At 56.3% G+C, this 13293-nt stretch carries 15 protein-coding genes; 8 read left to right on the top strand and 7 right to left on the bottom strand.

What is annotated here, in order from left to right; translation table 11 throughout:
• Window positions 1-428: 428 nt before the first annotated feature.
• The gene (thyX, locus tag AC2FH0_RS00640) at window positions 429-1340 is read right to left on the bottom strand and encodes an FAD-dependent thymidylate synthase (protein WP_281971864.1); all 912 of its coding nucleotides are present in this window, start codon (window positions 1338-1340) and stop codon (window positions 429-431) included.
• 175 nt (window positions 1341-1515) lie between these two features.
• Here thyX and AC2FH0_RS00635 point away from each other — a divergent pair, with 175 nt between their 5' ends.
• From AC2FH0_RS00635 to AC2FH0_RS00625, 3 genes are read left to right on the top strand one after another with little or no spacing between them, the layout of a single operon-like run.
• Window positions 1516-1944, top strand: a complete 429-nt coding sequence (locus AC2FH0_RS00635; RefSeq protein WP_142632976.1) for a VOC family protein — start codon at window positions 1516-1518, stop codon at window positions 1942-1944.
• The gene (locus tag AC2FH0_RS00630) at window positions 1941-2645 is read left to right on the top strand and encodes a DUF1194 domain-containing protein (RefSeq protein ID WP_281994409.1); all 705 of its coding nucleotides are present in this window, start codon (window positions 1941-1943) and stop codon (window positions 2643-2645) included. Before AC2FH0_RS00635 ends, AC2FH0_RS00630 begins: the two co-directional genes overlap by 4 nt.
• Window positions 2642-3370: a DUF1194 domain-containing protein gene (locus tag AC2FH0_RS00625; protein WP_496788293.1), complete on the top strand. Its 729-nt coding sequence runs from the start codon at window positions 2642-2644 to the stop codon at window positions 3368-3370. The genes AC2FH0_RS00630 and AC2FH0_RS00625 overlap by 4 nt, the downstream gene beginning before the upstream one ends.
• Here the strand turns inward: AC2FH0_RS00625 and AC2FH0_RS00620 are convergent.
• From AC2FH0_RS00620 to AC2FH0_RS00610, 3 genes are all read right to left on the bottom strand, one after another.
• Window positions 3364-3861: a MarR family winged helix-turn-helix transcriptional regulator gene (locus AC2FH0_RS00620; RefSeq protein WP_271947897.1), complete on the bottom strand. Its 498-nt coding sequence runs from the start codon at window positions 3859-3861 to the stop codon at window positions 3364-3366. The genes AC2FH0_RS00625 and AC2FH0_RS00620 overlap by 7 nt on opposite strands.
• Before the next feature lie 77 nt (window positions 3862-3938).
• Window positions 3939-4163, bottom strand: a complete 225-nt coding sequence (locus AC2FH0_RS00615) for a succinate dehydrogenase assembly factor 2 (protein WP_496788769.1) — start codon at window positions 4161-4163, stop codon at window positions 3939-3941.
• Between the two features lie 32 nt (window positions 4164-4195).
• On the bottom strand, window positions 4196-4585 hold the full coding sequence (locus tag AC2FH0_RS00610; RefSeq protein WP_142632968.1) for a helix-turn-helix domain-containing protein: 390 nt from the start codon (window positions 4583-4585) through the stop codon (window positions 4196-4198).
• Between the two features lie 92 nt (window positions 4586-4677).
• Between AC2FH0_RS00610 and AC2FH0_RS00605 the strand changes: the two genes are divergently transcribed.
• Both AC2FH0_RS00605 and AC2FH0_RS00600 read left to right on the top strand, forming a co-directional pair.
• A complete protein-coding gene (locus AC2FH0_RS00605; protein ID WP_496788291.1) occupies window positions 4678-5880 on the top strand; it encodes a pyridoxal phosphate-dependent aminotransferase in 1203 nt (400 codons plus the stop codon).
• Window positions 5881-5891: 11 nt separating this feature from the next.
• Window positions 5892-6293, top strand: coding sequence for a hypothetical protein (locus AC2FH0_RS00600; RefSeq protein WP_271947903.1), 402 nt, complete (start codon window positions 5892-5894; stop codon window positions 6291-6293).
• 7 nt (window positions 6294-6300) lie between these two features.
• On the opposite strand, the gene AC2FH0_RS00595 is transcribed toward AC2FH0_RS00600, so the two are convergent.
• Both AC2FH0_RS00595 and ppk2 read right to left on the bottom strand, forming a co-directional pair.
• Window positions 6301-7665, bottom strand: coding sequence for an MATE family efflux transporter (locus AC2FH0_RS00595; protein ID WP_496705857.1), 1365 nt, complete (start codon window positions 7663-7665; stop codon window positions 6301-6303).
• Window positions 7666-7769: 104 nt separating this feature from the next.
• Window positions 7770-8696, bottom strand: coding sequence for a polyphosphate kinase 2 (ppk2, locus tag AC2FH0_RS00590; protein ID WP_281971857.1), 927 nt, complete (start codon window positions 8694-8696; stop codon window positions 7770-7772).
• A 110-nt stretch (window positions 8697-8806) separates the two neighbouring features.
• Between ppk2 and AC2FH0_RS00585 the strand changes: the two genes are divergently transcribed.
• Entirely contained in the window at window positions 8807-9682 is an 876-nt protein-coding gene (locus AC2FH0_RS00585) for an alpha/beta fold hydrolase (protein WP_496677910.1), read from the top strand.
• A 3-nt stretch (window positions 9683-9685) separates the two neighbouring features.
• On the opposite strand, the gene AC2FH0_RS00580 is transcribed toward AC2FH0_RS00585, so the two are convergent.
• Window positions 9686-10294, bottom strand: a complete 609-nt coding sequence (locus AC2FH0_RS00580; protein ID WP_496788289.1) for a carboxymuconolactone decarboxylase family protein — start codon at window positions 10292-10294, stop codon at window positions 9686-9688.
• A gap of 385 nt (window positions 10295-10679) precedes the next feature.
• On the opposite strand from AC2FH0_RS00580, the gene AC2FH0_RS00575 reads away from it, so the two are divergent.
• Window positions 10680-11120 carry an NYN domain-containing protein gene (locus AC2FH0_RS00575; RefSeq protein ID WP_496788768.1) on the top strand — a complete coding sequence of 147 codons (441 nt, stop codon included), beginning with the start codon at window positions 10680-10682 and terminating at the stop codon, window positions 11118-11120.
• A 214-nt stretch (window positions 11121-11334) separates the two neighbouring features.
• The gene (gene parE / locus AC2FH0_RS00570; RefSeq protein ID WP_496700591.1) at window positions 11335-13293 is read left to right on the top strand and encodes a DNA topoisomerase IV subunit B; all 1959 of its coding nucleotides are present in this window, start codon (window positions 11335-11337) and stop codon (window positions 13291-13293) included.

Here is a 13293-nt window from a genome sequence, read left to right as displayed (position 1 = left end):
TTACTGCGGGTACGAAAATCAGGACAACGGCCAATTTCAGGCCGTTGGCCATCGAAAGTGAAGTGCCTATTCTCGCGCCCTGCTGCTTTCGGGGCGCGTGGTTCAATTTTGCCACATGGCACGATACAGGACGTACTGGTCGCACAGGTGACCTCCATCGTCCAGTTGCCGGATTATCTAGTCCACACTTCCATCAGTTGTTCAGGATTGCACATCCTGGCTCTTGCCCGCTCAGAGGTGAACTGGAGCGCAAGTTTTTGGTGCATGTAGCCGTGGGTTCGCAAATCACCATCGACGATGGGGGGCCTCGGCCTGTGCCACGCAAGGCAGGAACAGGGTCAGACAACCGGTTTTGATCAAAACTGAAAGTGTCATGAAACGATCGCAACCATTTCATGACGCCCCGTATAGACAGACGGCAAGCGCACTCAGCTTTCCTTGATGATCGCCTCGAACTCACGCCATTCCCGCCCGGTCATGCCCGAGTTTTCCTGCGTGACCGTCTCTCCGGCCAACATCCGACGCAGGCTGTCGACCATCTGCGCGGAAAGATTGACCGCACCCAAGCGGTAATCTTCAAACGCCTTATAGGCGGCCGGCACCCAATCAGCGACGATCTTGCACATGGCATCGGCGTAAACACGAATTTCGTATTGGGCATGAGGATCCGCGCGCAGACGCAGGAAGTGGAACAGGTTGTGCAGGTCAACCTTCCAGTACCATTGCGTGTAGATATTCGCCGGAAGGTTCATCCGCGCCAGTTCACGCGCAAGCCCTTGCTGCCCGTCCTGACCCATCATCGCCTCGTAATTGTCATAACAACGCGCGCTGTCAGCTTTCAATATCTCAAGGACGCGGGCGGCTTCTTCGCCCTGCAACGTATCGCCGCGACCCTGATTGTTGATCTCGGACTGCGCGGACACGTGCTCGGGTGCCGGGATATAGAATTCACGGTCCAAAATCGAATAGCGCGCCGAATATTCATTCACATTCGCTGTCCGGTGCCGAATCCACTGTCGCGCGACAAAAACCGGTAACTTGACGTGCAACTTTATCTCGCACATCTCAAACGGGGTCGAGTGCCAGTGCCGCATCAGATAGCGGATCAACCCTTCGTCATTTTGCACTGATTTGGTGCCCTTGCCATAGGACACGCGTGCGGCCTGACAAATCGCTGCGTCATCACCCATATAGTCGATCACGCGCACAAAACCGTGGTCCAGAACCTGATGCGCCGTGTACAGGTGTTCCTCCATCCCCGCAGCTACAACACGGCGTGTTGGATGCGATTGCGCCCGTTGCGCTTCGATCTCGGCCAGTTGGTCAGAGGACAGCGGCATGAAATTTCCTTTCCAGCAATGAGTCGCCTGCCACTATATATCGCCAATCAAAAGACAGGAACCGCGATATGTGCGCCCACATTTGCATTTTCAGAATTGTGTCCGTGCGGCCTCTCGACACGTGATGTACGCGCGCTAAGGTGCAGGGCATCACCGGAACAGAAAGGAACCCGCAATGGGTCTCACTTACCTCCACACCATGGTTCGCGTGAAGGACCTGGACAAATCCATGGCGTTTTACAAGTTGCTGGGTCTTAAGGAAACGCGCCGCTATGACAGCGAACAGGGGCGGTTTTCTCTGATCTTCATGGCTCCCGCTGGGCAAGAGGATCGACCAATCGAGTTGACCTATAACTGGGATGGGGATGACGATCTGCCCAACGACAGCCGCCATTTCGGCCATCTCGCCTATGGAGTCGACAATATTTATGAAACCTGCCAGCACCTGCAGGACAATGGAGTCGTGATCAACCGGCCACCGCGCGACGGCCGAATGGCGTTTGTGCGGTCACCCGACAATATCTCGGTCGAGTTGCTACAAAACGGTGATGCGCTGGAACCGGCCGAACCCTGGGCCAGCATGGAAAGCACCGGGCACTGGTGATCCGCTGGTTGATCACACTGGGCCTAGCCTTTTTAGCCAGCCCCCTGCGGGCCGAGCCCTGTCGCCTTGCGCTTGCGCTGGCAATGGACATTTCAACATCGGTAAGCGCAGAAGAGGACGCGCTGCAAAGGCAGGGCCTTGCCGCAGCGTTGGTTGCCCCCGAGGTGACCGAGGCCTTCTTTTCCTCGTCGATGCCGGTCGCGCTGGCTGTTTATGAATGGAGCGGCCGGGACGTTCAGCACATCATACTGGGCTGGACGATGATCAACACGCAGACCGATTTGCTGGTGGCAGCGACCACGATACAGCAATCGGTCCGATCAGACAGCGACTCGGCCACGGCGATGGGGTATGCGCTGGCCTTTGGGGCGACGCTGATGCAGCAGGCCCCGACATGTCTTTTTCAAACCATTGATCTGTCAGGTGACGGTTCGAACAACGATGGATATGGCCCGGATTCCGCCTATCGGCATTTTCCCTTTGAGAATACGATTGTGAATGGCCTGGTCATTAATGCCGCTGATTTCGAAGGCGAACTGTACCTGATTCCCTTCTTTGAAAACAACGTCCTGTACGGCCCCGGCGCGTTTCTGGAAATCGCCGACGGGTTCCAGGATTTCGAACGCGCCATGCGGCGCAAACTTGAACGCGAACTAAAAGGTATGCAGATCGGCGCATTGTCGGGCCCCGGCCAGCGATGATACGTGCGCTTGCAACGATAGTCAGCATATTGGCCACCTCTGCGGCATCAGAATGCCGCCATGCTTTGGCTTTGGGCCTGGATGTGTCGGGATCAGTCGACAGCTCGGAATACCGGTTGCAGCTTGGCGGCTTGGCAGGTGCTTTGCGCAGGCCCGAGATTAAGCAACTCTTTCTTTCAAACACAGCAAACCCGGTACACATCGCGATTTATGAGTGGAGCGAACCCGGCCACCAACGCCTGTTATTGGGCTGGACCGCAGTACAATCGGACCTCGATCTGGAGCGCATAGCCACCCTGCTCGACCATGTGAAACGCAGCGGCGCTCCGCAAGGAACCGCCGTCGGGTCCGCCATGCTATTCGGTGCCGAGCTTTTGGGCCAGAAACCCGATTGCTGGAAGCGGACATTGGATCTGTCGGGGGACGGAAAGCACAATATCGGCCTGCATCCAAGAAATGCGAAACAGACGCTCTCTGACGACGGTATCACGATCAATGGACTGGTCATCGGTGCCGACGACCCTGACGTCGGTAGCACCCGCTATGTTCAGGTCGGAGAGCTGCTGGCCTATTTCAAAGCATGGGTCATCCTTGGCCCCGGCGCCTTTGTTGAGGTTGCCCTGGGCTTTGACGATTACGAAGAAGCAATGACCCGTAAACTGATCCGCGAACTTGAAGGCCTGACCTTATCGGATGCGGGACAGAGGCCGACCAAGCATCAGTAGATATAGCGGATCTGGTCCGTCCAATACCGTTCTACCCTCCGCAATGCTCCGGTAATGTCTTCGATCCCTTCCTGTCCAAGCACGCCGCGCGATTGTAGGCCTTCGGCATGTCTCGAAAACAGCTCGGAGACGATATCGCGGATTTCCCGGCCCTGTGGCGTCAACCGGACACGCACCGAACGGCGGTCTATTTCGCAACGCTGGTGGTGCATATACCCCATCTCGACCAATTTTTTGAGGTTGTAGCTGACATTGCTGCCTTGATAGTAGCCGCGGCTTTTCAATTCACCAGCGGTAACCTCATGATCTCCGATATTGAACAAAAGCAACGCTTGAACCGCGTTGATCTCAAGAACACCGACCCGTTCAAACTCATCTTTGATGACGTCCAACAACAAACGATGAAGCCGCTCAACCAGAGCAAGTGCCTCAAGATAGCTGGTCATGAAGCCTTTGACCCCCGGCGCGGAGACCTGCATTTCCAAACTCATACGATCCTCCGATTCATTCGCGCAGTTTCAGGCAGAATGAAGCGAAAAGCCGAAAAATCAGTTAAGCCGGATAATCTTTATTTTTGAAAGGTTTGTGCAATTTCGGAAACAAGGTCCGAGAATTGGGTAGGTGGCAGGACCTGACCGGTGACCCATTGATACAGGTCCTGATCATTCTCGTGCAACAGGGCGTCGTAAACATCCAGCCCTGTTGGATCCATGGAGTCCAGATTGCGGTCTGCATAGGCAGCCAGAATCAGATCCATCTCTTTGATGCCGCGTCGCATGGAACGCATTTTCATCCGTTTGATCCTGACATTGCGCGGTTCGGCCACTATTCCGCCTCCAGCATCATGCGCACACGTTTCTCCAGCCTTGCAGCCCGCTCGGCGCTGGCGCGCATCTCGCCTCGGATTGATCGAAGCTCGGATACGATTCCGGCCAGGTCAGGTGCGTTTTCTCCAGCCTCGACAGGGGCGTCCATCCCGTCGCCCTCGCCGGTGAGAAGCCACATGATCGAAACGTTGATCATGCCTGCCATCATCGACAGTCGGTTGGCCCGGGGCTCAGACAGATCATTTTCCCAGGCGGCAATCGTAGACTTCTTGACACCCAGCCTGCGGGCCAGATGTGCCTGCGTCATCCCCGCTGCTTCACGCGCCCCTGCCAGCCGGTCTCCGAATGTCGCCGCGTCGGGTCCGTACCAGTCATTTTCGTCGTTCATCGGGGTCTCCAAATCTCTTGTTTTATATCGCTTGATCGTCGTTCGGGCGCACCCTATGACAGTCAGGCTAAACATACAAACTGAGGCCGACCATGAGTTTCCTGTCTGCGACACTGTCACGCGTAAAACCATCTCCAACAATCGCGATGACAGCCAAGGCGGCCGAATTAAAGGCAGCCGGACGAGACGTAATTGGCCTAAGCGCCGGGGAGCCAGATTTCGACACGCCCCAGAACATCAAGGATGCTGCGGTGGCGGCCATCGCCGCTGGAAAGACCAAATACACCGCGCCCGATGGCATACCAGAGCTGAAGCAGGCGGTTTGCGCCAAGATGAAACGTGATCATGGACTGGATTATACGCCTGCTCAGATCTCGGTCGGAACCGGTGGCAAGCAGACGTTGTATAACGCTCTGATGGCTACCATGAACGCGGGCGATGAGGTGGTCATACCTGCGCCCTATTGGGTCAGCTATCCCGATATGGTTCTTCTGGCCGGGGGAACGCCTGTGACAGTTGAAACGACCTTGGAGAACAGTTTCAAACTAACCGCTGAACAGCTTGAGGCAGCTATTACCCCAAAGACCAAATGGTTCATCTTCAACTCTCCGTCCAACCCAACCGGTGCAGGGTATAGCCGGGCGGAATTGAGAGCTTTGACCGATGTCCTGATCAGGCACCCGCATGTTTGGGTAATGACAGATGATATGTACGAGCATCTGGCCTATGACGGGTTTGAATTCTGCACACCGGCCGAAGTCGAGCCCAGGCTTTATGACCGCACCCTGACCTGCAATGGTGTATCCAAAGCTTATGCGATGACTGGCTGGCGGATTGGCTATGCAGCAGGGCCTACCGAATTGATTGCGGCAATGCGCAAGGTTCAGTCGCAATCGACCTCGAACCCCTGCTCGATCAGCCAATGGGCGGCGGTAGAGGCGCTGAACGGTACACAGTCCTTTCTGGCCCCGAACAATGAAACGTTCAAACGCCGCCGTGATCTGGTCATCAGCATGCTGAACCAGATCGAAGGAGTGACCTGCCCAACTCCGGAAGGTGCGTTTTACGTCTACCCTTCCATTTCCGGGTTGATCGGAAAGACCACGCCTGCTGGCACTTTGATCGACACAGACGAAGCCTTCGCAACCGCACTTTTGGAAGAGGCTGACGTTGCAGTCGTCTTCGGCGCTGCGTTTGGGTTGTCCCCCAACTTCCGCGTCAGCTATGCTACGTCAGATGAAGCGCTGACCGAAGCCTGCACGCGCATTCAGAGGTTTTGTGCTTCGCTGACCTGATCGGAGACCTTATGACTGCCGAATTGCCTGAGTACTATTTCCGCATACGCGAAAACGGTGCCGCGGTTTTCCGGATCGACACGGAAAACCGCCAACGTCGGATTGAAATGAACCAGATCGCGGTCATCAACATCCGCAATGGAGAGGTGAAGCCGCAGGGTCAGCGCGCTCTGACTGAGGCGGATCAGGCCGAAATCGAGCGCTGGATGGCAGAACGTAAAGATCTTCTGGCGCAGCGCGATATCGACGATATTCACCGCGCGGTGGACTATCTGAACCTAACCACACAGTGGGCCCAGTCCAAAGCGACTGACCAACAGCTCGAGGACGTTACGGACCGGCTACTACTGGCGATGCATGATCTGCGCAGCGTATTGGTTCGGAAGAAAGCCGACCGGCTGAACAAAGGCTAATTTGCCTTCACGCTGCCGGTTCAGCGATCATACGCACTGATCGTAACCAGAAGCGCGCCATCAACAGTACGGCGGCACAGGCAAGACCCAGCACAAGGCCCAACCAGACACCGACGCCCTCCATGCCGCGGATGAACCCAAAATAGTAGGACGCCGGAATTCCGACGACCCAATAGCTTAGCCCCGCCATGACCATTGGCACCTTGGCATCCTGCAATCCGCGCAATAAGCCCAGCGCGATCACCTGTGCACCGTCCACCAGCTGGAACAACGCAGCCATGGCCAGCAACCCGGTACCTATGGCCAGAATCTCGGGGCGTTTCGGATCCTGCGGTTCCACAAATACGGAAATCAGAGGCTCGGCGCAGGTCAGGAACAGGATGATTGTCAGGATAGACACCACAAGGGACATCCCAGTCACGGCGACGGCACCTTTTTCCAGATGCGCGCGGTCCTTGCGGCCAAGCGCATTGCCCGCCCGGATCGTGGCGGCGTTGGACAGGCCCAGATGCACCATGAATGTCGCCGAGGCGAGGTTCAGAGCGATCCCATGCGCCGCCAGCGGCACCTGACCGATCCAGCCCATCATAAAGGCCGACATCGCGAACAGAGACACTTCGGCCAGCAGGGTCAGCCCGATGGGTATGCCTAGCTTCAGAACGCTCAGCAGCATCTCCCAGTCGGGCCGCCAAAACCTTTGGAACAGGCTATGCTCGGGCAGAACTTTTACAGCATAGATGATAACCGCAATTAACGACACGGTCTGCGTCACGACCGAAGCGATAGCGGCGCCCATCACGCCCAGTTCAGGCGCACCCCAGTTGCCAAAGATCAAAGCATAGTTGGTCAGACCGTTCACCACCGCAGCTGCAACAGTGATCCACAAAACAACCTGGGTTCGCTCCAACGCCGCAAGGTAGGACTTCAAGACCATTACCACCAGAGCGGGGAACAGACCCCAGCCTGCAACCCGCAGGTATTCCGATGCAGTTTCTGCCACCTGTGGATCCTGATCTGTGGCGATCAAGATCGGGTATGACCACCACAGCAATGGCATTACCACTGCTGCATATAGCAACGACAACCAGAGCCCCATGCGGGTCGAACGGCGAATGCTGGTTTCATCGTCTTCGGCAGCGGCTGTTGCCACCATTGGCATAACGGCCAGACCGAACCCGCCCCCGAACAGGAACAGGACAAAGTAAAAGCTGCTGGCCAACGTGACCGCCGCCAAAGCTTCGACCCCGTACCAGCCAAGCATGATCGTGTCCGTCAGACCGATTGCGAACTGCGCCAGATGCCCGCCAACCAATGGCAGGCCCAGGACGGCAATGGCACGGAAATGGCCTTGATATGTCATCACCTTATTCATTCCACCAGCCATAGGCCCGGCGAAAGGCCGGGACAAGACCGGAACAGAGAAATTTCAGAGTGAGACATGGATCCGGGACAGGTGCCCTGCCCCGAACCTTAGGCCTAGCAGCGGGCGTCAGGATGCAACGCGTTGCCCAGAATATGCTCGGATCGGTGGATCACATGATGCGCCTGACCCACGATCAAAGGATCGGGCTCGCCAACAATGCCGTGATCCTTGTCCGGGTAATCAAGTGTCGACAGAAAGTGGCGCATACAGTTAAGACGAGCGCGTTTTTTGTCATTCGATTTCACGATAGTCCAGGGCGCATCAGCGGTGTCTGTATAAAAGAACATCGCCTCTTTAGCCTCGGTATAGTCATCCCATTTTCCAAGGCTTGCCTTGTCGATCGGAGATAGTTTCCATTGTTTCAACGGATCGGTCTCACGGCTTTGAAACCGCCGCTGTTGTTCGGGTTGCGTGACCGAAAACCAGTATTTGTAAAGCTGAATTCCCGACCTCACCAACATCCGTTCAAGCTCTGGCGTCTGGCGCATAAACTCTAGGTACTCGTTCGGAGAACAGAACCCCATCACCCTCTCGACCCCGGCGCGGTTGTACCAAGAGCGGTCGTAGAACACCATTTCACCAACGGTGGGAAGCTCGTGCACATAGCGCTGATAGTACCATTGACCCTTTTCTTCCCAGGTGGGTTTGTTAAGGGCGACCACGCGCGCCTGACGGGGGTTCAGGTGTTCCATAAACCGTTTGATTGTACCGCCCTTACCAGCCGCATCGCGCCCTTCAAACAGCAATACGAACCGTTGACCGGTTTCCTGCGCCCACAGCTGAACCTTAAGCAACTCAGCCTGCAGTTTGGCCTTCTCGGCCTCATAGACCCGCCGGGGCATCTTGCGATGATAGGGATATCTTCCGCTTTCGAATGCCTTGCGGATCTTTTCCGGGCTTGGCTCGGAAACAGCACCTGCAACAGATGTTTCGTCATTCACGCGTGGTAGATTTTGCTCGGGTTGCGCAGCTGCATCCATTCATATTCTCCTTTTTTCACTGTTCGAAAAAACGGCTAGCAGAACCGAAGCTTTCGCGCTTTGATTGGGGTCAAACCAAATTCACTTATACGGCGAAAAGGCCAAGAAACATGGAAACCCGATTTCAGATCCTGAATGGCCAGAGGTTTCATATTCGCCGTTGGGGGTCATCCGACCTGCCACCCTTGCTGATGCTGCACGGCTTTCCGGAATATGGTGGGGCATGGGCCGATCTGGCGCCACATCTGGCATCTCATTTCCATTGCATTGCCCCTGATCAACGCGGTTACGGCCAAAGCTGGGCACCAGAGGGTGTCGGCCAATATGCCACGTCCGAGCTGGTCTCGGATATGATCGCACTTGTCGAAGGTCTGGATACGCCAATCAGTGTTCTGGGCCATGACTGGGGCGCCGCGGTCGCCTATGGCCTGGCCATGTTCCGCCCAGATCTCGTCGGTCGCCTGATCATCGCAAACGGCGTTCACCCGGTGCCCTTCCAACGGGCTATGGCATCGGGCGGCGCACAATCCGCGGCCTCTCAATATATTAACGCGCTACGGGCCCCTGATGCCGCAACACACTTTGCCGCGAACAATTTTACCCGCTTGGAAAGTTTCTTTCGCCACGGGATGGGCTTGGACTGGCTGTCCGATGCCCGAATGGAGGACTATCGCACTGAATGGGCCCGTCCCGGTCGTCTGAATGCCATGCTGAACTGGTATCGGGCCTCTCCGCTGGTTGTGGCGAAACCGGGCGAGCCCTGCACAGACCTGCCCCGGCTTCCGGTCGAGCGGCTGATGGTTCGTTGCCCACATCTTTTGCTATGGGGCTCCGATGACAAAGCGCTGCTGCCCGAGGCGACAGACGGTCTGGAAGATTTCGCGCCCGACCTCACACGAGTCGATATTCCGGGCACGGATCACTGGTTACACCACCAGAAGCCCGAAGCAATGGCACAGGCAATCATTGAGTGGACAGACGGCTGAGGCCTATTTATGCCCCCAATCGGCAGGATCAGCCGAGTTATTGGGGGACAGCCCCAGAATGTCACCATCGGTAGAACATCCCAGCCCCAGAACGGTGCGGTTAGCATAGGCGAAATAGGCGCAGACCTGATTGATCTCGAGGATTTCTCCATCATCCCACCCCGCCTTGCGTAGGGCGGCGATGTCACCTTCCACCAATTCTGCAGGGGCCTGCGTCAGCTTGCGCGCATACAGCATGGCCGCAACCTGAGCAGCCTCCAATGGTGCGCTTTCAGGTGTCCCAGCTTCGATCGCGGCACGGATTGCATTACCGCGCACTTCGTCGCCTAACAGCCTTTGCAACCCGTTGAAATGATGCTCGACACAGTACCCGCAGTTGTTCAGAGAACTGACCCAGACACCCAGAGTTTCGAGAAACCACTTGGGAATCTGATTGGCCGAATGGTGCAGCACATTCTTGTACAACGCCATATGTCCTTCCATCGAATGCGGCCGCAAGGAATGCGCCATCATGATGTTGTCGACATTGTTGTCGGGGCCGGTCACCCGCTCATACAGCTTGCGCAGCTTGCCCGTAGCTTGTTCGAAAGGAATGGTTTTGATCCAGCTCATTTAGCATGCCTTGTTACTGTTGTTCAGCTTCGCGAAAAGACTAGAAGCGAAAACTGAGCGTTGCGAGGTAAAAAGCAGAGCTTTTAGTACCTCGGGGCATCGAACCAGATAGATACACAAGGTTCGGGATTATTATACAACGTTTTGGGGTGCACATAGCGCCAAACCCAACACCACGTCGCCCCGGGCCCCACTATATTACAATTTTCATTTCGGTGTTTTATTCGCTTCAGTCACATAGACTATCAATTTTGCGAAAGAGATTTTGGAATTGCGCATACTCTGTACTGTCTTCGTGCTCTCCGGGATAGGCACCGTCGTCGCATTGACGCAACCCGGGCTCACCGATTGGGTATTGCTGGCTGGGCCCTGCTCATTGGCAAGTGTGGTATTGCTACTCAAAAACTGGCTGAAGCGCTTTCAAAAAGCAAGAAAGTGGGCCGTCGTTGACGGATCAAACGTCATGCACTGGAAGGACGATGTTCCAAGTATCGAGACCGTTCGCGAGGTCACGATCGCACTGACCAAAGCAGGGCTAACGCCCGGAGTGGTCTTTGATGCGAATGTGGGATACAAAATTTCTGATCGATACATGAGTGACAAATATCTGGCGTCCAAGCTTAGGCTACCGAGAGATCGCGTTATGGTCGCTCCAAAAGGAACACCAGCAGACCCATTAGTCTTGCAAGCCGCCAGGGATTATCAAGCCAGCATCGTTACGAATGACCGATTCCGCGATTGGGCTGATGACTACCAAGATGTTCTAAACGACAGAAAACCAATACGCGGCGGTTACAAGGACGGAATGCTTTGGTTGTCCCTTTGATACCTCACCAATTTGCGGGTAGCTTTGCCTGACGTATTCGCTTGTATGTCTGTACTTAGCTAAAGACAGACACCACAGAACGTCCAATTCCAAAGCATCGCTCCTACTCCTCGCGCTTCCAAGACCCAAACCATCCACAACACCTCGCGTCCCTCTTCCCCCGGACCACATCACCTGCCATAATGGGGGAAACTCAAAAACAAGAGCAGCCCATATGCCCGACGATCTGTTGACGCCCGAAGCGACCAATACCTATGACGCCTCATCCATTGAGGTGCTCGAAGGTCTTGAACCAGTTCGCAAACGCCCCGGCATGTATATCGGCGGCACGGATGAGCGTGCACTGCACCATATGGTCGCTGAAATCCTCGACAACTCGATGGACGAAGCGGTGGCAGGCCATGCCAACCGGATCGAGGTCGAACTGCACGCAGATTACGCCCTGACCGTGCGCGACAATGGGCGCGGCATTCCGATCGATCCGCACCCGAAATTCCCCGACAAATCCGCGCTTGAGGTCATCCTGTGCACATTGCACGCGGGCGGCAAGTTCTCGGGTAAGGCGTATCAGACCTCGGGCGGTCTGCATGGGGTTGGTGCATCTGTGGTCAATGCTTTGTCGGATTCCATGGTTGTTCAGGTGGCCCGCGACAAACAGCTGTTCGAACAACGCTTCTCGCGCGGAGTACCTCAGGGACCAGTTGAAAAGGTTGGCGCAGCGCCCAACCGGCGCGGCACCACGGTGACCTTCCACGCCGATCCCGACATCTTTGGCCACCACAAGTTCAAACCGGCGCGGCTGTTCAAATCCATCCGCTCCAAGGCCTACCTTTTCTCGGGCGTCGAAATCCGATGGAAAACCGCCATCGATGACGGCGAAACCCCGACCGAGGCGACGTTCCACTTTCCCGGCGGGTTGTCGGATTACCTGAAGGAAACGATGAACGGCTCGTCCACCTATGCCGATCAGCCCTTTGCCGGCACCGTGGACTTTCGGGAAAAATTCAATGCCGCTGGTAAGGTCGAATGGGCGATCAACTGGACCCCCTCACGCGATGGGTTCATCCAATCCTACTGTAACACCGTCCCCACCCCCGAAGGCGGCACGCATGTGGCGGGCTTCTGGGCGGCGGTCCTCAAGGGCATCAAAGCTTACGGCGAGCTGATCAACAACAAAAAGGCCGCGCAGATCACCCGCGACGACCTGGTTACCGGCGGCTGCGCCCTGGTGTCCTGCTTCATCAGCGAGCCTGAATTCGTTGGCCAGACCAAAGACCGCCTCGCCACGGTCGAAGCTCAGAGGCTGGTCGAAAACTCGGTCCGTGACCATTTCGACAACTGGCTGGCCGCGGATAACAAATCCGCCGGAGCGATCCTCGACTTCCTCATTCTACGGTCCGAGGAGCGCCTGCGCCGGCGAGCCGAGAAGGAAACACAGCGAAAGTCCGCCACTAAGAAACTTCGTCTCCCCGGCAAGCTGGTGGACTGTTCCAGTTCAACACGGGACGGCACCGAATTGTTCATCGTCGAGGGCGACTCGGCGGGCGGCTCGGCCAAGATGGGTCGCAACCGCAAAACACAGGCGCTGCTGCCCCTGCGCGGCAAAATCCTGAACGTGTTGGGCGCGGCCAGTTCCAAGCTGGGCACCAATGCCGAGATCAACGATCTGACCCAGGCGCTGGGTGTCGGGCTTGGCACCCGTTTCAACGTCGATGACCTGCGCTATGATAAGATCATCATCATGACCGACGCGGATGTCGACGGCGCGCATATCGCGGCGCTGCTAATGACGTTCTTCTTTACCCAGATGCGGCCCATGATCGACGCGGGCCACCTCTACCTCGCCTGCCCGCCGCTCTACCGCCTGACCCAAGGCGCCAAACGCGTCTATTGCCTGGACGAGGCCGAGCGCGACGCATGGATGGAAAAAGGTCTGGGCGGCAAAGGCAAGATCGACGTTTCCCGCTTCAAGGGTCTGGGTGAAATGGACGCCAAAGACCTGAAAGAAACCACGATGGACCCCGCGTCCCGGAAATTGATCCGGGTCACCATCGACGAGGACGAACCTGGCGAGACCGGCGACCTAGTCGAGCGTCTGATGGGCAAAAAACCCGAACTGCGGTTCCAATACATTCAGGAGAACGCGCGGTTTGTGGAGGAGTTGGATGTTTGA

The sequence above is a fragment of the Ruegeria sp. CDSC051 genome (genome assembly GCF_059610665.1).
Note: the sequence above shows the minus strand (reverse complement) of the source record. Positions and strands in the feature narration are given on the sequence as shown.

Coding starts and splice junctions, on each gene's coding strand:
- parE (WP_496700591.1), top strand. CDS start 11,335: ATGCCCGACGATCTGTTGACGCCCGAAGCGACCAATACCTATGACGCC.
- AC2FH0_RS00620 (WP_271947897.1), bottom strand. CDS start 3,861: ATGAGTTTGGAAATGCAGGTCTCCGCGCCGGGGGTCAAAGGCTTCATG.
- AC2FH0_RS00580 (WP_496788289.1), bottom strand. CDS start 10,294: ATGAGCTGGATCAAAACCATTCCTTTCGAACAAGCTACGGGCAAGCTG.
- ppk2 (WP_281971857.1), bottom strand. CDS start 8,696: ATGGATGCAGCTGCGCAACCCGAGCAAAATCTACCACGCGTGAATGAC.
- AC2FH0_RS00615 (WP_496788769.1), bottom strand. CDS start 4,163: ATGAAAATGCGTTCCATGCGACGCGGCATCAAAGAGATGGATCTGATT.
- AC2FH0_RS00605 (WP_496788291.1), top strand. CDS start 4,678: ATGAGTTTCCTGTCTGCGACACTGTCACGCGTAAAACCATCTCCAACA.
- AC2FH0_RS00610 (WP_142632968.1), bottom strand. CDS start 4,585: ATGAACGACGAAAATGACTGGTACGGACCCGACGCGGCGACATTCGGA.
- AC2FH0_RS00595 (WP_496705857.1), bottom strand. CDS start 7,665: ATGAATAAGGTGATGACATATCAAGGCCATTTCCGTGCCATTGCCGTC.
- AC2FH0_RS00585 (WP_496677910.1), top strand. CDS start 8,807: ATGGAAACCCGATTTCAGATCCTGAATGGCCAGAGGTTTCATATTCGC.
- AC2FH0_RS00625 (WP_496788293.1), top strand. CDS start 2,642: ATGATACGTGCGCTTGCAACGATAGTCAGCATATTGGCCACCTCTGCG.
- AC2FH0_RS00600 (WP_271947903.1), top strand. CDS start 5,892: ATGACTGCCGAATTGCCTGAGTACTATTTCCGCATACGCGAAAACGGT.
- AC2FH0_RS00635 (WP_142632976.1), top strand. CDS start 1,516: ATGGGTCTCACTTACCTCCACACCATGGTTCGCGTGAAGGACCTGGAC.
- thyX (WP_281971864.1), bottom strand. CDS start 1,340: ATGCCGCTGTCCTCTGACCAACTGGCCGAGATCGAAGCGCAACGGGCG.